Source organism: Dasania sp. GY-MA-18 (genome assembly GCF_024734385.1).
In the GTDB taxonomy this organism is placed as follows: domain Bacteria; phylum Pseudomonadota; class Gammaproteobacteria; order Pseudomonadales; family Dasaniaceae; genus Dasania; species Dasania phycosphaerae.
On sequence record NZ_JANHAP010000016.1, the window covers coordinates 34,125 to 52,995 of the forward strand.

The 18,871-nt window shown below is 48.0% G+C and carries 15 protein-coding genes; 7 read left to right on the forward strand and 8 right to left on the reverse strand.

Annotated features, from left to right (window positions below; translation table 11 throughout):
* Positions 1-5: 5 nt before the first annotated feature.
* Positions 6-2,657, forward strand: coding sequence for an aminopeptidase N (pepN, locus tag NO559_RS15835; protein WP_258332852.1), 2,652 nt, complete (start codon positions 6-8; stop codon positions 2,655-2,657).
* A 151-nt stretch (positions 2,658-2,808) separates the two neighbouring features.
* Here the strand turns inward: pepN and NO559_RS15840 are convergent, their stop codons facing one another.
* The 6 genes from NO559_RS15840 to NO559_RS15865 form a co-directional block, all read right to left on the reverse strand.
* Positions 2,809-3,306, reverse strand: a complete 498-nt coding sequence (locus tag NO559_RS15840) for a PEP-CTERM sorting domain-containing protein (protein ID WP_258332853.1) — start codon at positions 3,304-3,306, stop codon at positions 2,809-2,811.
* 156 nt (positions 3,307-3,462) lie between these two features.
* Positions 3,463-4,392: a GGDEF domain-containing protein gene (locus NO559_RS15845; RefSeq protein ID WP_258332854.1), complete on the reverse strand. Its 930-nt coding sequence runs from the start codon at positions 4,390-4,392 to the stop codon at positions 3,463-3,465.
* A 258-nt stretch (positions 4,393-4,650) separates the two neighbouring features.
* The gene (locus NO559_RS15850) at positions 4,651-5,400 is read right to left on the reverse strand and encodes a YciK family oxidoreductase (RefSeq protein WP_258332855.1); all 750 of its coding nucleotides are present in this window, start codon (positions 5,398-5,400) and stop codon (positions 4,651-4,653) included.
* 20 nt (positions 5,401-5,420) lie between these two features.
* Positions 5,421-6,095 carry an HAD family hydrolase gene (locus NO559_RS15855; protein ID WP_258332856.1) on the reverse strand — a complete coding sequence of 225 codons (675 nt, stop codon included), beginning with the start codon at positions 6,093-6,095 and terminating at the stop codon, positions 5,421-5,423.
* The gene (gene ubiG, locus NO559_RS15860; protein WP_258332857.1) at positions 6,095-6,802 is read right to left on the reverse strand and encodes a bifunctional 2-polyprenyl-6-hydroxyphenol methylase/3-demethylubiquinol 3-O-methyltransferase UbiG; all 708 of its coding nucleotides are present in this window, start codon (positions 6,800-6,802) and stop codon (positions 6,095-6,097) included. Before ubiG ends, NO559_RS15855 begins: the two co-directional genes overlap by 1 nt.
* 31 nt (positions 6,803-6,833) lie before the next feature.
* Positions 6,834-8,171, reverse strand: a complete 1,338-nt coding sequence (locus NO559_RS15865) for a TRZ/ATZ family hydrolase (RefSeq protein WP_258332858.1) — start codon at positions 8,169-8,171, stop codon at positions 6,834-6,836.
* 384 nt (positions 8,172-8,555) lie between these two features.
* On the opposite strand from NO559_RS15865, the gene gyrA reads away from it, so the two are divergent.
* The 4 genes from gyrA to NO559_RS15885 are packed head-to-tail and all read left to right on the forward strand — an operon-like array spanning position 8,556 to position 14,424.
* Positions 8,556-11,213, forward strand: a complete 2,658-nt coding sequence (gene gyrA / locus NO559_RS15870; protein ID WP_258332859.1) for a DNA gyrase subunit A — start codon at positions 8,556-8,558, stop codon at positions 11,211-11,213.
* 50 nt (positions 11,214-11,263) lie between these two features.
* A complete protein-coding gene (serC, locus tag NO559_RS15875; RefSeq protein ID WP_258332860.1) occupies positions 11,264-12,343 on the forward strand; it encodes a 3-phosphoserine/phosphohydroxythreonine transaminase in 1,080 nt (359 codons plus the stop codon).
* Between the two features lie 11 nt (positions 12,344-12,354).
* Complete coding sequence (gene pheA / locus NO559_RS15880; RefSeq protein WP_258332861.1) at positions 12,355-13,497, forward strand: prephenate dehydratase; 1,143 nt, start codon at positions 12,355-12,357, stop codon at positions 13,495-13,497.
* Positions 13,498-13,521: 24 nt separating this feature from the next.
* Positions 13,522-14,424, forward strand: a complete 903-nt coding sequence (locus tag NO559_RS15885; RefSeq protein ID WP_258332862.1) for a prephenate dehydrogenase/arogenate dehydrogenase family protein — start codon at positions 13,522-13,524, stop codon at positions 14,422-14,424.
* Between the two features lie 271 nt (positions 14,425-14,695).
* Here the strand turns inward: NO559_RS15885 and NO559_RS15890 are convergent, their stop codons facing one another.
* The gene (locus tag NO559_RS15890; protein WP_258332863.1) at positions 14,696-15,247 is read right to left on the reverse strand and encodes a PEP-CTERM sorting domain-containing protein; all 552 of its coding nucleotides are present in this window, start codon (positions 15,245-15,247) and stop codon (positions 14,696-14,698) included.
* Positions 15,248-15,506: 259 nt separating this feature from the next.
* A complete protein-coding gene (locus NO559_RS15895) occupies positions 15,507-16,109 on the reverse strand; it encodes a TetR/AcrR family transcriptional regulator (RefSeq protein ID WP_258332864.1) in 603 nt (200 codons plus the stop codon).
* Positions 16,110-16,407: 298 nt separating this feature from the next.
* On the opposite strand from NO559_RS15895, the gene NO559_RS15900 reads away from it, so the two are divergent.
* A complete protein-coding gene (locus NO559_RS15900; protein ID WP_258332865.1) occupies positions 16,408-16,845 on the forward strand; it encodes a hypothetical protein in 438 nt (145 codons plus the stop codon).
* 45 nt (positions 16,846-16,890) lie between these two features.
* Positions 16,891-18,861, forward strand: a complete 1,971-nt coding sequence (locus NO559_RS15905) for an FAD-dependent oxidoreductase (RefSeq protein WP_258332866.1) — start codon at positions 16,891-16,893, stop codon at positions 18,859-18,861.
* Positions 18,862-18,871 lie beyond the last annotated feature (10 nt).

Consider the following 18,871-nt stretch of genomic DNA (forward strand, 5'->3'; position numbering starts at 1 on the left):
CTACGATGCGCGATTCACAACCCAAAACGATTTATTTAAAAGATTATCAGGTCCCCGAGTTTTTAATCGATCATACAGACCTGCATTTTACCTTAGCGGATGACATGACTACTGTGCGTTCGCGGTTAAGTATGCGCCGCAACCCTGAGTCCAAAACTCAGGATGCTAGCTTGGTGTTGCACGGCCAGGATATGCAGTTACAGGCCGTGACTTTAGATGGCACATTGCTGTCAGCGTCGGCCTATAAAGTCGATGAAGAGTCGCTGACAGTGGCTAGCGTGCCCGATAGTTTTGTTTTGGAATGCGAAACATTGATTAAGCCCCAGGATAATACTTCCTTAGAAGGGCTGTATCGTTCCGCCAGTATGTATTGCACCCAGTGCGAAGCCGAAGGCTTTAGAAAAATTACCTATTACCTGGATCGTCCCGATGTGATGTCCTTGTTTACCACCACCATAGTGGCCGATAAAGCAGCATACCCAGTACTGTTATCCAATGGTAATAATGTCGACTCAGGTGAAAACAGTGACGGTAGCCACTGGGTGAAATGGGAAGATCCCTTTAAAAAACCAGCTTATTTATTTGCCTTAGTAGCTGGTGATTTAGAATTTATAGAAGATAGCTTTACCACTTGCTCAGGCAATGACGTGACTCTGCGTATCTTTGTAGAAGCCAAAGATTTAGATAAATGCGATCACGCCATGCAGTCGCTAAAACGCTCCATGAAGTGGGACGAAGAAACCTTTGGCCGCGAATACGATTTAAATATTTTTAATATCGTGGCGGTAGATGACTTCAACATGGGGGCTATGGAAAACAAAAGCCTCAATATTTTTAACACCTCCTGTGTATTGGCCAAACCAGAAACTACTACCGATGCAGCTTTCCAAAGAGTAGAAGCCATAGTAGCTCACGAATACTTTCACAACTGGAGCGGTAACCGCGTTACCTGCAGGGATTGGTTTCAGCTCAGCCTAAAAGAAGGTTTTACTGTTTACCGGGATGCTGAGTTTTCCTCCGATATGGGCTCGCGCACGGTTAAGCGGGTAGAGGATGTAAACTTTTTACGCACGGTACAGTTCGCTGAAGATGCCGGCCCCATGGCGCATCCCATACGGCCCGAATCTTTTATGGAAATCTCTAATTTTTATACCGTTACCGTGTATGAAAAAGGCGCCGAGATTGTGCGTATGATTGCCCATTTATTGGGTAAGGATTTATTCCGCAAGGGCAGCGATTTATATTTTGAGCGCCACGATGGCCAGGCGGTGACCTGCGAAGATTTTGTTAAGGCTATGGAAGATGCCAGCGGTAAAGACCTAAGCCAGTTCCGGCGCTGGTATTCCCAGGCCGGTACGCCACAGTTAGCGGTAAGCGGCCGCTATGATGAGGTTACCAGTACTTACAGCTTAACGGTTAAACAGTCTTGTAAAACTGTGCAAGAGACGCCAAAGGCTTTTCATATTCCCTTGGCCATGGCGCTGTTAGGTGAAGCGGGGGCCTTGCGCTTGCAATTGCAGGGGGCTGAGCCCAACCCCGATAGCGCCGATAATACCGAGCTGGTACTGGATGTTACCGAGAGTGAGCAGCAGTTTGTTTTTGAGAATATACCCGAGCGCCCCGTGCCTAGTTTGCTGCGTGGCTTTTCAGCGCCGGTGCAGCTGCACTTCGATTACAGCCGCGATGAATTAATGTTTTTGATGAGCCACGACAGCGATGGTTTTTGTCGTTGGGATGCCTGTCAGCAGCTGGGGGTGTTGGCGCTTAAAGATATGATCGCCGCCTATCAAGCCGGGCAGGACATGCAGTTGGAGCCGCGCTTGTTGTCGGCATACCAGCATTTACTCAGCGATGAAAGCTTAGATAAATCCATGGTAGCCCTGATGTTGAGCCTGCCTTCTGAAGCGTATATGGCAGGTATTATGCCCAAGGCTGATGTGCAGGCTATCCATATTGCGCGCATGACTGCAAAGGTTGAGATAGCGGATCAGTTGCAGGCTTTATTTTTGCAGGCCTATAAGGCTAATACTCTAAGTCAGCCTTACCAAGCTAACGAGCAGCAAATTGCTGCCCGCAGCCTTAAAAATACCGCCCTGCATTATTTAATGCTGTCCGAAACTGAAGAGGCTTTGGCATTGTGCTTAGCGCAATATCAGCAGGCGCAAAACATGACGGATAGCATGGCTGCTTTGTCAGCCTTGGTTAATAGCTCATTTGAGCAGCAAAAACAGCAGGCGCTGGCAGATTTTTACCAGCGTTGGCAATCTGAAGCGTTGGTAGTCAATCAGTGGTTGTCGGTGCAGGCGGGCTGCTATTTAGCTGGTACCTTAGATAAAGTTAAGGCGCTAATGGCCCACCCAGCTTTCGATATAAAAAATCCCAACAAGGTGCGCTCAGTGGTGGGGGCGTTTACTGCCAATGCGGTCAACTTCCACCATCAAGATGGCAGTGGCTATGAATTTTTAGCGGATCAGATTATTACCCTGAATGCCTTGAATCCACAAATTGCTGCGCGTTTACTGGGGCCGTTAACCAAGTGGCAGCAGTACAAAGATGAGAGTGCGGCATTAATGCGTAAAGCGTTGCAGCGAATTATGGCGCAAGAGCAGCTTTCTAAAGATGTGTATGAGGTGGTCTCTAAAAGTTTAAATAGTTAGCGGCTAATCTATGTAAACCGAATTAGTGGGTGGCTTGCGTCTGTCTTTAATGTGGCGGCAGGCTTGGTGATGATAGCCATAAACATTCGGAGCGCGGCAGTTGAATAAAAAAGCCACCTATATAGGTGGCTTTTTTGTGCGGGGCAGGTTACTAGCGGCGAGCTTTGCGACGCGCTAAACCTAGGCCGGCTAAGCCTAAGGCCAATAAGGCAAAAGGAGAGGGCTCAGAAACATTAACGTTTAAGTTGTCTATGCCACCTTGAAAGCTGGTGAGATCAAAAGTGATTGATGATAGACCGGTTAGGTTAACAGCATGTGAGCCTATGCCGTATATAACGCCACCTATGTTCATGGCTGAGCCATAGATGTCAAAGCCGCTTAAGTTAAACAGGTTGCCGCCGTTCTCTGTCATGGTCACTATAGCGTTGCTGGCATTGGCGCCGCCGTTGTGCCAGTCGAGTATACCGTTGGGTTGACCGCCGTCACCGAAGTGGGGAGTAGAGCCGCCATTAAGAGTGAAGGTAAAACCTGACTCGCTGAAAGAGCCGATGATAGTGCCTGTGGCGCCATCAAAAGTGATGAGGCTGGCAGAGGCAAAGCTGGAGGACATTACAAAGGCCGCCATTAAGAAGAGTTTTTTTATAGACATGTTATTTCCCTATTTAATTTTAATAACTTTTAACTATAAGCAGGTTTTATGCCTGTTGTGTTAACTGTTTGTTTTTATAGGGTTTTATCTATTTTTTGGGGTAAATAAACTGGTGGGGTGTAATAAAGTCCGACAGCAGTTTGTATGTGGGGAGGGCTAGATAACGCGGTTACGACCCTGTTGTTTGGCTAGGTATAGGGCCTTATCTGCCCTGTCGAACAGCTCAAAGGTTTTATCTTGGGCTTGTAGGGTTGCGGTGCCTATGCTGATGGTGGTTTTGATAATCAGCTCGTCGATGGTAAATACGCTTTCTTCTATGCAGTGGCGTATACGCTCAGCGATGCGTTGGCAGCCCTCGCTATCGGTTTGGTTGAGTAGCAGTACAAACTCTTCGCCGCCAAAGCGATAGCAGTTATCGGTTTCTCTGCAGCATAAGCTTAGGCTGCGAGCCAGTTCTTTTAAAACCATGTCGCCGGCTGAGTGGCCGTAGCGGTCATTAATCTGTTTGAAGTGGTCTATATCCAGCACCAATAGCGAGAAGGGGTGTTGGTGTCTTTTGGCCAGGCTGACTTCTCTTTCCAATGCGGTTTCCAGCGCTGCGCGATTGCCTATTTGTGTGAGTGAGTCTTTTAATGCCGCCGAGATTGCCTGTTGGTATAGCAGGGCGTTGCGTATGGGGCACACCAAGCTGCCTATCAGCCCCTCAATAAAATTGAGTTCGCGGCTGCTAAAGGCTTTGCTGCGAGTTAAGATTAAATCGCCTTGTTGGCTGCTGTTAATTTGCAGGCTGTAGTGGCAGCTGTGTGGGCGGCTATTGCCGTAATTTAAAACAATACTATGCTCTTCGTTGCGGTAGCCCAGGCTGTCTATTGCTAAGTGTTGTTGCAACTCGCTGTGGAATAGATGCAGTACTTTTTCCAGCTCTAGGCTGGTTTGCAGTAGCTGGCTGATATGCAATTGCAGGTCTTGGCTGCTAAGGGCGTCATGGCCCTGGCCTTGCTGCCTATATGACGGGCTGGCGGGCTCTTCAAAGATAAAGCTCTCTGCTGTTTGCTCGTCGGAGTGGCTATGTAAAGTGTTTGCCATAAGGTAGCGCCTTTCATTGCAATAACATCGTGCCATTAGCGCTTCTGCGTCGCTTTTAATGGCTAGTTGTTACAGTAGCGAAAATCATGCCACTTTTTTTACGGGGCTAACTCGTTGAAAATTCAGGGTTTGTGTCGTGAACGTGGCAAACTTAGTCGCGAATTTGACGCTGTGGCGGCAAGCTTGCCAGTGATCAGCCAGAATTTTGCCGCTTTGCGCTAGATGAGTAGCCCGGCTGTAGCCGGGCGGTAATGAAGCTTATTGTGCGTCTATGGATAGGCCATTAACAGCTTGGCTGTCATCGCCCATAAGATATAAATAGCAGGGCATTAAGGCTGCGGGCTGGGGGTTGTTAGTGGGCTGCTCGGCTGGGTAGGCACTGCGGCGCATATTGGTGTTGGTGGCGCCGGGGTTAATGGCGTTTACCCGTATATTACTAGTGTTGGCCAGTTCATCGGCCAGCACCTGCATGAGGCCTTCGGTGGCAAACTTGGATACCGCATAAGGCCCCCAGTAAGCGCGGCCCTGTCGGCCCACCCCTGAGGAGGTAAAGATAATAGAGGCGCTGGCGCTGCTTTCTAACAGGGGTAGCATGGCCTTGGTGAGCATAAACTCGGCATTAACGTTAACCTGCATTACTTCCTGCCAAATATCGACGTTGCTCTGGGCTATGGGTTTGCGGTCGCCCAGTACGCTGGCGTTGTGTAGTAGTCCGTCCAGGCGGCCAAAGTTTTGCGCTAGGGCTTGCTGCATATCTTCATAATCACTCATGACAGCCCCCTTTAAATCCATAGGGTAAATAGCGGCCTGTGGATAGCCTGCCTGTTCTATCTCATCGTATACCGCTTCCAGTTTTTCTACGGTTTTGCCCAGCAAAATCACCGTGGCGCCGTGGCTGGCGTAGGCTAGGGCGGCGCTGCGGCCTATGCCATCACCGGCACCGGTGACTAGGATGATACGGTCGTTAAGTAGTTGTGCGGGGGCTTGGTATTGTTGGGCAGATTTCATGGGGCTCTCTAAGAATGGCTTTAACGTGAGAAGAGTTGAGTGTTTTGCAGCAGGGGCAGCAGCTCGCTGGCGTGCTCTACAAAATGGCTGGCTCCCCAGCTTGCCGCTGGATCGCTGTGGTCTATGTAGCCGTAATTGGCGGCTACGGTTTGCATGCCAGCCCGTTGCCCTGCCTCTATATCGCGGCGGTGGTCGCCTACATATAAAGTATTGGCGGGGGCGATGTTGAGCTGTTGGCAGGCTAAAAACAGTGGCTCAGGGTCGGGCTTGGTGGCGCTAACATCATCGGGGCAAACCACTGTGCTACAGCGTTGGCTTAATTGCAGTTGCTCTAATAATAACTCGGTGTATAGCCGCGGCTTATTGGTCACTATGCCCCAGTGTATGTTTTCGCTTTCCAGCCAATCAATAACCGCTTCCATGCCGTCAAAAAAGGTGGTTTTGACTGCAATATGATTGATGTATAGCGCTAGTAATTCATCGCGCAGGCTTTCAAATACGGGCTCGTGGACCTCTATACCCGACACTAAGGTAATCAGTGCGCGCGAGCCGTGGGATACGGTGTTGCGTATGCTGGGGTAATCCTGCTGCGGCCAGCCGTGGCGTTGGCACAGCTGATTAACCACCACAAAAAAATCTGGGGCGGTGTCTAGCAGGGTGCCATCTAGGTCAAACAGTACGGCGTTGAGTTGCATTATGATTCCACGGGTTTGCGGCTGTGTACTAAATAGTTGACGCCTACATCGCCATCTTTTAAGCGGTATTGCTGGCTGATGGGGTTGTAGGTCATGCCGGTCATGTGGCTTAGCTGCAGGTCAGCTTCGCGTATGGCGCTGGCCAGCTCTGAGGGCTTAATAAACTTGCTGTAGTCGTGGGTGCCCTTGGGCAGCAATTTAAGTAAATATTCCGCGCCTATAATGCTGAATAAATAGGACTTGGGGTTGCGGTTAAGGGTAGAAAAATACACGTGGCCGCCGGGCTTGCACAGTTTGGCGCAGGCTTTGATGACCGAGGCGGGGTCGGGTACGTGCTCTAGCATTTCCAGGCAGGTAACCACGTCAAAGCTCTCGGGTTGTTGCTCGGCCATTTCCTCGGCGGTGCACTGCTGGTAATCGATATTGAGCTGGCTCTCTAGGGCGTGCAGTTTGGCTACAGATAGCGGTGCCGCGCCCATATCTATGCCGGTGACTATGGCGCCGCGCTGGGCCATGGCCTCGCTTAATATGCCGCCACCACAGCCTACATCTATAAGCTTGCGCTGGGCTACCGGTGAGCGCTCATCTATATAGTTGGCGCGCAGAGGGTTGATATCGTGCAGGGGTTTGAACTCGCTGTTGCTATCCCACCAGCGGCTGGCTAGGGCTTCAAACTTGGCAATTTCCTGTGGGTCTACGTTGCTCACGCTGTGCTCTCTTATGGTAATGGTGGCAGTGTTATGGCTGCGTGGGTTGAATTTTATCGCGCCATTGCTGGGCTTTTTGTACCAGGCGGGCGAGGTTTATTTGGGTAGGCTGGCGATTACGCAATACTTGTTGGCCAGCCACCCAGCTGTGTTGCACGTTGCTGGCGTTGTGGGTGTACACCATTTGCGAGATGGGTTGGTAAATGGGCTGTTGTTCTATATTGCTCATATCTATGGCGATAAAGTCGGCTTGTTTCCCCGCTTCTAAACTGCCTATTTTGTGTTGTAACCCCAGAGCTTTGGCACCCGCCAGGGTGGCCATTTCAAGCGCCTGCCAATCACTCACGGCGGCGGCATTGCCGCTAACGGCTTTGGCTAGCAGGGCGGCGGTGTGCATTTCGCTAAATAAATCTAGGTTGTTATTGCTGGCTGCGCCGTCGGTGCCCAGTGCCACGTTGATATTGTGTTCCATTAGTTGGTGAGTAGGGCAAAAGCCGCTGGCTAGTTTTAAATTAGAGGCGGGGCAGTGCACCACATGGGCGCCGGATTGCCTTACCAGCTCTATGTCGGCGTGATTAAGGGCGGTCATGTGTACGAGTTGGGTGCTGGGCCCTAGCAGGCCTAGGCGGTTGAGCCGGGCCAGCGGGCGTTCGCCGTCTTTAGCTAGGGCGTCGTCTACTTCTTGCTGGGTTTCGTGGCAGTGTATTTGTATGCCTATATCCAGCTCGGCGGCCAGGGTGGCAATGCGAATAAAGGGCTCGTCGCTAACGGTGTAGGGGGCGTGGGGGCCAAAAGCAAAATCCAGTAATTGGTGGTGCTGCCATTTGTCGCGGGCGGCCAGGCCTTTGCTAATGTAGTCATCGGCATCGCGGCCCCAGGCGCTGGGGAAGTCCAGCACGGGAAAGCAAAACTGGGCGCGGATACCGCTATTGAGTACGGCCTCGGCGGCGGCATCGGGAAAGAAGTACATGTCGCTATAGCAGGTGGTGCCCGAGCGCAACATTTCGGCTATGGCTAGCAGCGAGCCATCTTTTACAAACTCATCGCTAATCCATTGCGCTTCGGCAGGCCAGATATGATCTTGTAACCAAGTGTGCAGTTCTTGGTCGTCGGCCATGCCTCTAAATAAGCTCATGGCGGCGTGGCCGTGGGCGTTGACCAGCCCGGGCATGAGCAGGTGTTGCTCTAGCTCTTGGGTGTCGGCGCTGCAATATTGTTGCTTGGCTAGCTCGGTGGGTAGTAGGTCAACAATGATGCCATCTTTAATGGCCAGGCTGTGTTGTTGTAGCTGTGTTTTGGCGGGGCGTATGGGGATTATCCACTGCGCATGTATTAATGTATCGACAGTTTTTGGGCTGCTATTGTTCATTAAGTAGGCGATTTCTGTTGGGCTGCAGGTGAGCGATATTGCAGTGGCCAGTCGCCCTGCAAACGATTGCCAGCGAGTATAACGGTATTTGCCGCTAAAGGTGTACTGCTGGGCGGAAAACTGTAGTGCTGGTAGAGGCTTAGACCCTGTACAAAAGCGATTAAGAACTGTGGGTTTGCTGGGGTTTTATGGTATGATTTCGCCTTTGTGTAAGGGGGCTTAGCCCTGTTTTTGTTTGTCTATTTTATTGGTCTTTTTATTGGTCATAATATTGATCTAGTGATAAGTCAGTACCAGCCCTGATACCAGTGGGTATTAAGGGTGGGGTAAAGCGGCGGCAGTGTGCTGCAGTCGTTCAATTTATAATAAGGAACACCGAGTTTTATGGGTGATATAAACAAAGAAATCCTGCCAGTTAACATCGAAGATGAACTGAAACAATCCTATTTAGACTATGCGATGAGCGTTATTGTTGGGCGTGCTTTACCCGATGTACGTGATGGTCTAAAACCGGTTCATCGTCGTGTGCTATTCGCTATGAGCGAATTAAATAACGACTTTAATAAACCCTACAAAAAGTCTGCCCGTGTGGTGGGTGATGTTATCGGTAAATATCACCCGCATGGCGACTCGGCGGTTTATGACACTATCGTCCGTATGGCGCAGCCTTTCTCGCTGCGCTATATGCTGGTAGACGGCCAGGGTAACTTTGGCTCGGTAGATGGCGACTCTGCGGCCGCCATGCGTTATACCGAAATTCGTATGCGCAAACTCTCCCATGAGCTGTTAGCCGACTTGGAAAAAGAAACCGTCGATTGGGTACCCAACTACGATGGCTCTGAGTTAATGCCAGCGGTATTGCCGACTAAGGTGCCTAACCTATTGGTGAATGGCTCCTCCGGTATTGCGGTGGGTATGGCAACTAATATCCCCCCTCATAACTTAAAAGAAGTTGTGACTGGCTGCTTGGCCTTAATCGATAACGAGCAACTCACTATTGATGAGTTGATGGAATATATCCCCGGCCCTGATTTCCCAACGGCAGCGATCATTAACGGCCGTGCCGGTATACTGCAAGCATATCGTACGGGTCGAGGTCGTATTTATATACGCGCCAGAGCAGAAGTGATTCATGACGAGAAGCGCAATAAAGACATTATTATTGTTCATGAAATCCCTTATCAGGTTAACAAGGCGCGTTTAATTGAAAAAATCGCCGAGTTAGTTAAAGAGAAAAAAATAGAAGGCATAGCCGAGCTGCGCGATGAGTCTGATAAAGACGGTATGCGTATAGTGATAGAGATGAAGCGCGGCGAAAGCGGCGAGGTAGTGCTTAACAATCTGTATCAGCAAACTCAGTTAGAAAATGTATTCGGTATTAATATCGTGGCCTTGGTCGATGGCCAGCCCAAGCTGTTAAACCTAAAAGAATTGCTAGAGCATTTTATTCGTCACCGCCGCGAAGTGGTAACGCGCCGTACGATTTACTTGCTGCGTAAAGCCCGCGAGCGTGGCCATATATTAGAAGGCTTAGCGGTTGCTATTTCTAATATAGACCCCGTGATTGAGTTAATTAAATCCTCGGATACCACTGCTGAAGCGAAAGAAAAATTATCGGCAGCGGTATGGGAACCGGGCGATGTATTAGGTATGTTAGAGCGCGCTGGTGAAGAGGCTTGTAGACCAGATGATCTACCGGCTCACTACGGTTTCCGCGATGGCAAATACCGTTTATCCCCCGCTCAGGTGCAAGCGATTTTAGATTTACGCTTGCAAAAGCTGACCGGCCTAGAACATGAAAAACTGTTAAAAGAATACCAAGAGAAGCTGGATGAAATTGCTGAATACCTAGGTATTTTAGGCGATTCATTGGTATTAATGTCGGTAATACGCGAAGAGCTAGAAGCTATAGTTACTGAGTATGGTGATGAGCGTCGCTCTGAAATTGTTGAGTCACAGCGCGACCTAACTACCGAAGATTTAATTGCCGAAGAAGATCGCGTGGTTACCATTTCGCATGGCGGTTACGCCAAGACTCAATCCCTTAGCGATTACCAAGCCCAGCGCCGTGGCGGTATGGGTAAGTCGGCAACAGCGGTTAAAGACGAAGACTTTGTTGAACACTTATTGGTGACCAGCACCCACGATACTATTTTGTGCTTCTCGAATGTGGGCAAAGTGTATTGGTTAAAAGTATTCCAAATTCCTTTAGCGGGCCGCAACTCTCGCGGCAGACCTATGGTTAACTTGCTACCGCTAGAAGAGGGTGAGCGCATTACCTCTATCCTGCCGGTACGCGAATATACCGAAGGTCATTACATCTTTATGGCTACTGCTAACGGTACTGTTAAAAAGACAGCGCTGACCGATTTTGCCAGACAGCGCAGCGTAGGTTTACGCGCCCTAGAACTGGAAGAAGGTGATGTACTGGTGGGTACCGCGGTAACCACGGGTGATTGCGATGTGATGTTGTTTAGCTCTGCAGGTAAAGCGGTGCGCTTTAATGAAAACGATGTACGCGCCATGGGCCGTACCGCCAAAGGTGTACGCGGTATACGCATGGAAGAGGGTCAAAAAATGATTTCTCTGCTAGTGCCTAAAGAAGGCGGTCGCATCTTATCAGTGAGCGAAAATGGCTACGGCAAGCGTACGGATGTGAGTGAATACGCCACTAAAGGCCGTGGTAATAAAGGTATGATCTTTATGCAAACCAGCGAGCGCAATGGTGCCATGGTCGGTGCGGTACAGGTGTTTGATGGCGATGAGCTAATGATGATTTCTGATCAAGGCACCATGGTGCGCACCCGTACTGATGAAATTTCTATCTTGGGTCGTAATACCCAAGGTGTGCGCGTAATACGGCTAAAAGAAGGTGAACATGTGGTCGGTATAGAGCGCATAGAAGAGCCTGACGAAATCGCCGAAATTATAGCAGAGGGCGAACCTGCGCCGGCCACTAACCCGGTAGCGGCAGATGCCGTTGCAGGCGATAGCGCGGAAGGTGTAGAGGGTGTAGATACCAGCGAGGTTGGCGAAGACTAAGCCAGCCTTGCGCTTAAAAAGTTTATTAATCTTTATAGGTAGTAATTGTTATGACACGACGTTTTAATTTTTGTGCGGGCCCCGCGGCCTTGCCTGAGTCCGTTTTACAACAGGCACAGCAAGAGTTAGTCGATTGGCAGGGCGCCGGCCTTTCCATTATGGAAATGAGCCACCGTTCTTCAGAGCTAGTAGGTATTGCGAATAAAGCCGAGCAGGATTTTCGCGATTTGCTAAATATCTCTGATGATTATGCCGTGCTGTTTTTGCAAGGCGGTGCTAGCACGCAGTTTTCAGCAGTGCCTTTAAACTTGTTGGGCGATAAAAAATCGGCTGACTATGTTAATACCGGGCAGTGGTCTAAAAAAGCCATCAAAGAAGCGCAGCGTTTTTGTGATGTTAATGTAGTGGCTAGTTCAGAAGATACTAACTTCACCACTATCCCAGCGTTTGATTCATGGCAGTTAAATAAAGATGCGGCCTATTTGCACTACACACCTAATGAAACCATCGGTGGCGTAGAGTTTTTTGATGTGCCTGATGTCGATGTGCCCTTAGTGGCGGATATGTCTTCTACTATATTGTCGCGTCCTATAGATGTGAGCAAATTTGGGGTGATTTACGCTGGTGCGCAAAAAAATATTGGCCCTGCCGGTTTAACCATGACCATAGTGCGCAAAGATTTAATGGGTAATGCAAGCGCCCACTGCCCAACCATGTTGGACTATAAAACCGCTGCTGATAATGACTCTATGTATAACACGCCGCCGACTTATAGCCTGTACTTGGCTGGCTTAGTGTTTGCTTGGTTAAAAGAGCAGGGTGGCTTGGCCGCAATGGAGCAACTCAACCGTCGCAAGGCTGAAAAGCTATACAGCTATATCGATAACAGCGGCTTTTATGCTAACCCCGTTGAGCTGAGCAGCCGTTCATTAATGAACGTGCCTTTCACCTTGGCCAGCGCTGACTTTGATAAAGCCTTCTTGGCTGAAGCTGACGAAGCCGGCTTGTTAAACCTCAAAGGCCACCGCAGTGTGGGTGGCATGCGTGCCAGCATCTACAATGCCGTGCCGGAAGAGGCTGTAGATACTTTAATCAACTTTATGAAAGACTTTGCGCAACGTAACGGATAAAACAATAAAAAATGAGTGACGATAAACAGCTGGATGAAATAGCCAGTTTAAATACCCTTGATCAATTGCGTAAGGCCATTGATCAAGTGGATGGTAAAATTCATAATTTATTAAATTACCGGGCCAGGCTGGCTGAGCGTGTAGCTGAAGTTAAGCTGGCAGAGCTGAAAGCCGAAACCGGTGAAGCCGATTTATCGAAGGTCATGTTTTATAGGCCTGAGCGTGAAGCCCAGGTATTGCAAAAAGTGATAGACAGAAACACGGGGCCGCTACCGGATAAAACGGTAGCGCACCTGTTTCGCGAGATTATGTCGGCCTGCTTGGCTTTAGAAAAGCCTATGGAAGTCGCTTATTTAGGTCCCGAGGGAACTTTTACCCAAGCCGCTGCGATGAAGCATTTTGGCCACGGTGTTATTGCTATGCCGCAGCCAGAAATTGCTAACGTATTCGCTCAGGTGGAATCAGGCCAGTGTAATTATGGTGTGGTACCAGTAGAGAATTCTACCGAGGGTATGGTTAATCACACCTTAGATAATTTTATAGATTCCCCCTTAAAGATTTGTGGCGAAGTAGCCTTGCGCATAGAGCTGCACTTGCTGGTTTGTGAAGGCGCAAGTGCCCAAACCGTTAAAACCATTTGTGCTCATAGGCAGGCTTTAGCCCAGTGCCGTCAGTGGCTGGATAATAACTGGCCGGGAGTAGAGCGCTTGGCAGTAAGCAGCAATGCCGAAGCTGCGCGTATGGCTAAAGATGACCCCACAATTGCCGCCGTGGCAGGGGATATTGCCGCTGAAAAATATGGCCTGATGAAGTTGGCTTCCAGCATAGAAGATCTAGCCAATAACACTACGCGGTTTTTAATTATAGGCCGTGAGGATGTACCTGCAGGTGGTAACGATAAAACCTCATTAATTATTTCGGCTCACAATAAGCCCGGTGCTTTATTGCACTTGCTTACGCCTTTTGAACAGGCGGGTATTAGCTTAACGCGTATAGATACACGGCCCTCGCGCACACAAAACTGGGCGTATTTATTTTTTGTAGAGTTTGAAGGTCACCAGCAAGAGCCGCGTGTAAAAGCGGTGCTGGATAATCTCATCGAGCAATCGGTGATGCTAAAAGTGCTGGGCTCATACCCAGCGGCTGTACTATAAACTATCAAGTTATAAGGTTTACCCATGGCCAGCGTTAATCGCATCACCGTATTAGCGGTAGGTTTAATTGGCGGCTCTTTAGCCAAAGCCCTGCGTGAAAAAAACTATGCCAATGAAATAGTAGGCTGGGGGCGCAATGAGTCCACTCTGCAGCGCGCAATAGAATTAGGTGTGATAGACAGCTATGAGCTGGACTTGGCTCAAGCGGTGCAGGGTAGCGATATAGTCGTTATCGCAACCCCTACCTTGATTGCGGTAGATATGCTGCAACAATTAGCTGAGCTGGTACCTGCCACCACCATTATTACCGATGTGGCTAGTGTAAAAGGCAATTTGCTGCGTGCCGCCAAGCAATTTTTTGGCGAGGTGCCTGCTAATTTAGTCTTGGGCCACCCTATAGCGGGCTCAGAAAAAAGCGGTGTGGAAGCAGTGAATGAAAAGCTGTTTATTAATCACCGTGTCATCCTAACGCCCTCGCAGGAAACCAGTATAGAAGCGGTTTCTACCATAACCGATATGTGGGAAGTTACCGGCGCTGATGTAGTCACCATGGCGGTGGACGATCACGACGAAGTGTTGGCAGCCACCAGCCACTTACCCCATATATTGGCCTACGCCTTGGTGGATGCTTTAGCCGGACAAAAAGAGCAGCAGGATATTTTTCGTTTCGCCGCTGGCGGCTTTAGGGATTTTACCCGCATCGCTTCCAGCGACCCTAAAATGTGGCATGACATCGCATTGGCTAATGACAAAGCGCTGCTTAAGATGATTGATTTGTTTTCAGCGCAGATGAATGAGTTGCGTGATGCCATTGCTAAGGCAGATAGTGAAGCTATTACCGGCTGTTTTACTAGAGCTAAAGCTGCTAGAGACCATTTTTCAGATATATTATCTAAACAGCATCAGTCTACAATTACCGATGAATAAGTTTGTTGTAGTTGTTTAGCTGAAGCTTCTTTGTAGCCCTAAACCGCTTGGCGGCGTGTGGGTTGAAATTCCTAGTGTTTACGATTCTTGTGAGTCAGCGTGTGCTGGCAAAAACTGGTGGGCTTGGCCGTGTCGTGGAAAAGCTTATGCTGTGAGAAGTGTTTGATATGACTGCGGTTGAAAGCAGATATTGCCTTGGGGAGGGGGAGCAGGCTGACCAGTTGTAGCTAAAAACAAAATTTATAGCATGCTACAACTGGCCGTGGTGATGTTAGCTATTCTTCTTTCTTCTAATAAAACCTAGAGCTGCGATGCCCAGCCCCATTAAGCCTAAGCTAGCTGGCTCAGCAACAGCGGTGTAGTTTAAGGTATTGTAGTAGTTGGTGCCGTTACCATTGATGTCAACAAACTCCGCGCCAGAGGAGAACACTGAAGCTGTGAACGGATTAGCACCAGTAACCCAGCCTAGGGAAGCGATGTTTGTCAGCGACAGGGTAAATTTACCGTAGCCAGATACGTTGGCAAAGTTTTCAATAAATTGATAACCATCGGCCTGGGTGTTTAAAAATGTTGTCCAAGCAGCATCTCCTATAGAGGTGAAAGAGGTGTAGTTAAAGCTTGTACCATTTATGGTGAGGCCGCTACCTAATGCCGAGGCCTGGCTACCGTGATAAGTAGAGCCGAAAAAGTCTATGGTGCCATCAATATTCTCATTCCAAGCAAATTCTTGCAGGTGGGCTGAGGCTGATATTGACGAAAGACAGGTGGCGCAAAAGGTAGTAGCAAGGGCTGTGCGGCGTAGCAGTTTGTTTTTAATAGTCATATATCTAGTCCATTTGAAATTGATGTTTTAGTTGTACAGCACGAGCATAAATTAAGGCAAGTATCTAGCCAGTACAATTTTTTCCTTTTATATCAATACGTTGGGGTTTGGCAGCTAGGGCGGTCACATAATATTGTAAAAAATACTGACACTATTTCGCCCGGATTATTGTGGGCAATTAGTGGGGTGAGGCTGCGCAGGTTGGCAATTCATATGCCATAAAGCGGAAACTGCTAGCTTAACTCAGGCCTGCAATAGATTAGTTGTTGCTAGCAAGGTTTAAAGCAAGCTCAACTATACCTTTCTCAAAGTTTTTTATTCCTGCGGGCCGCTTTTTACCATGGCCTATATGCAGCATGGCGCCGTCGATTAGCGAAGCTATCATATAAGCCCTTTCTTTACGGACTTGCTCAGGTAGGTCGGGGTTTAAAGGTTGCATCAGATTGGCAATGTTTTGGGTGTGGTTGCTATACATCTTGCGCATAATCTTTTGGGCATGCTCATCGCTGTGGGCCCTAGCCCATAGCTGGTAGAAGAAACCAGCAGTTTGCTTATCTTTATCGTCTACGATGAGGTAGTTGATATAGCTTTTAAAATGTTCGGTAGGGGTGCTGGATTTTAGCCTTAGTTGTTCAAAGGCCGCGCTATAGAGTGAGTCGGTATACTCTAAAATAGATTGTATAAGCTCTTCTTTACTGGGGAAGTAGTGCTGCAGTGTTTTTAAGTGTATGCCGGCCTTGGCAGCGACTTTACGCAAAGACAGTTCTGAGTAGCCCTCTTCAGAAAGCATGATTCTACCTGCTTCTAAAATCTCTTTTATTCTTTCTTCAGAGCTCGCTCGTCTAGTTTTACTGGTGCTCATAGTGCTAGTCCTAATCTAATTGCAGGGGGCATTATATTAAATATGCCACTAGATTTCCTCACTTATAACCTTTTGTTTAAACGGTAATAGTCTATGTATTTAGCTGCTAATTATGTCGCCATCATCTATATCAATGATCGGGTTTTCGTTGACATGCTAAGGCGCTGCGTATAAATTAGCGATACGCCGTCGGTTGACGGGTAAATTGATAATATTGTATCGAGGTTCAAATATGAAGGCTTTTATTAAGTGTTTAACGGCTAATCTAATTAGCGTAATGATGATAGTGGGGTTAAGTATGAGCGCAGCTAACGCTGACAGTAAGACAGTTGATATTAAGGGCGGAGCTAGTGATAAAGCTTTGCAAGCGTTTAAACAAGCAATACGTAAAAAGTATGACTTAAAGGAACGTGCCTTTAAAGAGAATGACGTAATGGGCTTAGTCGACGGTTTTTACGCTAAAAATGCCTTGTTAGTGGAAGAGAAAAAAGTTGTTAATGGCTATGAGCAAGTCGTTAAAATGTATGAAGAGCTGGTGCCTGGTGCGAAATCTGTAGGTATACAATCTAATTACACGTATTTATCGAAAGAAGGCAGCGTGGGTTACGATTACACCACCTTTCATGTGAGCCTTGTCGATGGTAATGAGTTTGATTTAAAACTACTGTTTATTTGGGAAAAAATTAACGGTGAGTGGTTCTGCATCAGTGATATGTACATCCCTGGTAAGTTTTAAGGACAGTTAATTTAGAGCCTGATTAAATACAGTAAGGGGCAGAAAATGAGCACTATAGACGAAAAAAAATTGGGTATGGATAAAGATATCACCCGCAGGGATTTTACCTCGGGGGTATTAAAAGGAGCTGGCTTGGGTTTGTTGGCTACAGCAGTGCCTTTAACATCCGAAAAAGCAAGTGCACAAGGCTTGGGCCTTGATTGGACTGGGCCTGGAGGTGTAGGGGATTACTCCAGATCTAATGGCAATACCCATGAAGTCGTCAATGGTGCTCACTCTATTCGTGATGGTAAATGGAAGTCTATACCAGCCGCCAAAATGGATATTAATGAAGAGTATGACTTGGTTGTTGTGGGCGGTGGCTTTGCCGGTTTAATGACGGCTTATACTTTTTTAAAAGAGAAGGGCGGTAAAGTTCTTATTGTCGAAAATCATCCTATTTTTGGCGGTGAGGGTAAACAAAATGAATTTGAAGTGGATGGCTACAGATTACATGCGCCACAAGGTTCAAACGGTACGCTGTGGCCGCCGGAAGAAGCAGAACGGGCCGGTTTTTTCTATCATCCGGTATGGCATGAGTTAGGTTTACCAGGAAAAGATAGCCCCGATGCACTGAAGTTTGTTTATAAAGCCAATGGCACAGATAAAGAGCTAAAGTTTAGTGAAGATAACTATGATGCCATGCAGTTGTTTAAAGAAACGGCAACTCTAGGTTATTACTATAAGGATAGAAAAGGTAAAGGGAAGTGGGCGCTAGATCCTTGGGGAACTAACTTTAAAGACGCGCCTATAGATCAAGAAGCCAAAGATCAGCTAATCAAGTTGGAAAATTTCTCAGGTGGCAAAAAACGGGCTGACTGGGAAACTTGGCTGGATTCAATGACCTATAAAGAGTTTTTAGAGAAAGAAGTCGGCATTAGCCACCCACATGTTTTTAACTACCTAAACCCAATGATGGCCGCACATGGCCCTGGTTTGGGTACCGATGTCATATCTGCATTTGGTGCGCTTTCTTTCGGTATGCCAGGTGTGAGAGATGTGCCACGAGCCAATGGCCACTCTAATCCATTTGAAGATTATGACCTTAACCTGATTAGTTTTCCCGGTGGCAATGCTGCTATCGCGCGTCATTTTGTTAAGAAAATGATCCCTGCATCCATCTCCGGTAAAGACACGCTCAACGATATTGTTTACGGCGATATAAACTGGGATGCGCTGGATAAAGCGGGACAAGACTTACGTATACGGGTTAATTCTACCGTAGTAGCTGTTGAGCACGAAGGCGATGTCGCTAGCGCTAAGCATGTTAATGTAACGTATATTGATAATGAAACCCATACACCTAAGCGCGTTAAAGCTAAATCGGTAGTGATGGCCAGTGGCCAGTGGGTCAATAAATATATCTTGCGTGATACCCCCGAGCAATTATCGCAGGCCATGGGTGAGTTTCATCATGCGCCTATGTTAGTGATCAATGTTGCGCTACACAATTGGCGTTTTATGGAAAAGTTAGGCATTACCGCTGCACGTTGGTTTGAGGGCTTTGGCTGGTTTACCAATATACGTGCGCCTATGAGTATAGAAGGCAAGCACATGCCGCTAGACCCTAATTTGCCCACTACGCTAACGTTTTACAATGCTTTTACCGATGCGGTTTCGGATAAAGGCTTACCGCTTAAGGCGCAAGGTGCCATAGGCAGGGCTTCACTATTTGCCATGAGCTATAGGGATATAGAGTACAGGATCAGAAAGCAAATGACGGAAATGTTTGCTGACTATGGCTTTGATGCTAAGCGCGATATTGCCGGTATAGTTACTAACCGTTGGGGCCATGCTTATGTGGCACCGCAACCGGGGTTTTTCTTTGGTGAGAACGGTCAGCCTGCGCCTAGAGATATTGTTAGAGAAGGTTATGGTCGCATACGCTTTGCTCATTCCGAATTAACCGGTGAGCAGTTGTGGACTAATGCCTGCCATGAAGGTGAGCGTGCAGCTAAGCAAGTGCTGGCGTTGTAGTCTAAAGCCT

Excerpts from the sequence above, each read along its gene's own strand:
- pepN (WP_258332852.1), top strand. The coding sequence starts at position 6 with ATGCGCGATTCACAACCCAAAACGATTTATTTAAAAGATTATCAGGTC.
- NO559_RS15840 (WP_258332853.1), bottom strand. The coding sequence starts at position 3,306 with ATGTCTATAAAAAAACTCTTCTTAATGGCGGCCTTTGTAATGTCCTCC.
- NO559_RS15845 (WP_258332854.1), bottom strand. The coding sequence starts at position 4,392 with ATGGCAAACACTTTACATAGCCACTCCGACGAGCAAACAGCAGAGAGC.
- NO559_RS15850 (WP_258332855.1), bottom strand. The coding sequence starts at position 5,400 with ATGAAATCTGCCCAACAATACCAAGCCCCCGCACAACTACTTAACGAC.
- NO559_RS15855 (WP_258332856.1), bottom strand. The coding sequence starts at position 6,095 with ATGCAACTCAACGCCGTACTGTTTGACCTAGATGGCACCCTGCTAGAC.
- NO559_RS15865 (WP_258332858.1), bottom strand. The coding sequence starts at position 8,171 with ATGAACAATAGCAGCCCAAAAACTGTCGATACATTAATACATGCGCAG.
- gyrA (WP_258332859.1), top strand. The coding sequence starts at position 8,556 with ATGGGTGATATAAACAAAGAAATCCTGCCAGTTAACATCGAAGATGAA.
- serC (WP_258332860.1), top strand. The coding sequence starts at position 11,264 with ATGACACGACGTTTTAATTTTTGTGCGGGCCCCGCGGCCTTGCCTGAG.
- pheA (WP_258332861.1), top strand. The coding sequence starts at position 12,355 with ATGAGTGACGATAAACAGCTGGATGAAATAGCCAGTTTAAATACCCTT.
- NO559_RS15885 (WP_258332862.1), top strand. The coding sequence starts at position 13,522 with ATGGCCAGCGTTAATCGCATCACCGTATTAGCGGTAGGTTTAATTGGC.
- NO559_RS15890 (WP_258332863.1), bottom strand. The coding sequence starts at position 15,247 with ATGACTATTAAAAACAAACTGCTACGCCGCACAGCCCTTGCTACTACC.
- NO559_RS15895 (WP_258332864.1), bottom strand. The coding sequence starts at position 16,109 with ATGAGCACCAGTAAAACTAGACGAGCGAGCTCTGAAGAAAGAATAAAA.
- NO559_RS15900 (WP_258332865.1), top strand. The coding sequence starts at position 16,408 with ATGAGCGCAGCTAACGCTGACAGTAAGACAGTTGATATTAAGGGCGGA.
- NO559_RS15905 (WP_258332866.1), top strand. The coding sequence starts at position 16,891 with ATGAGCACTATAGACGAAAAAAAATTGGGTATGGATAAAGATATCACC.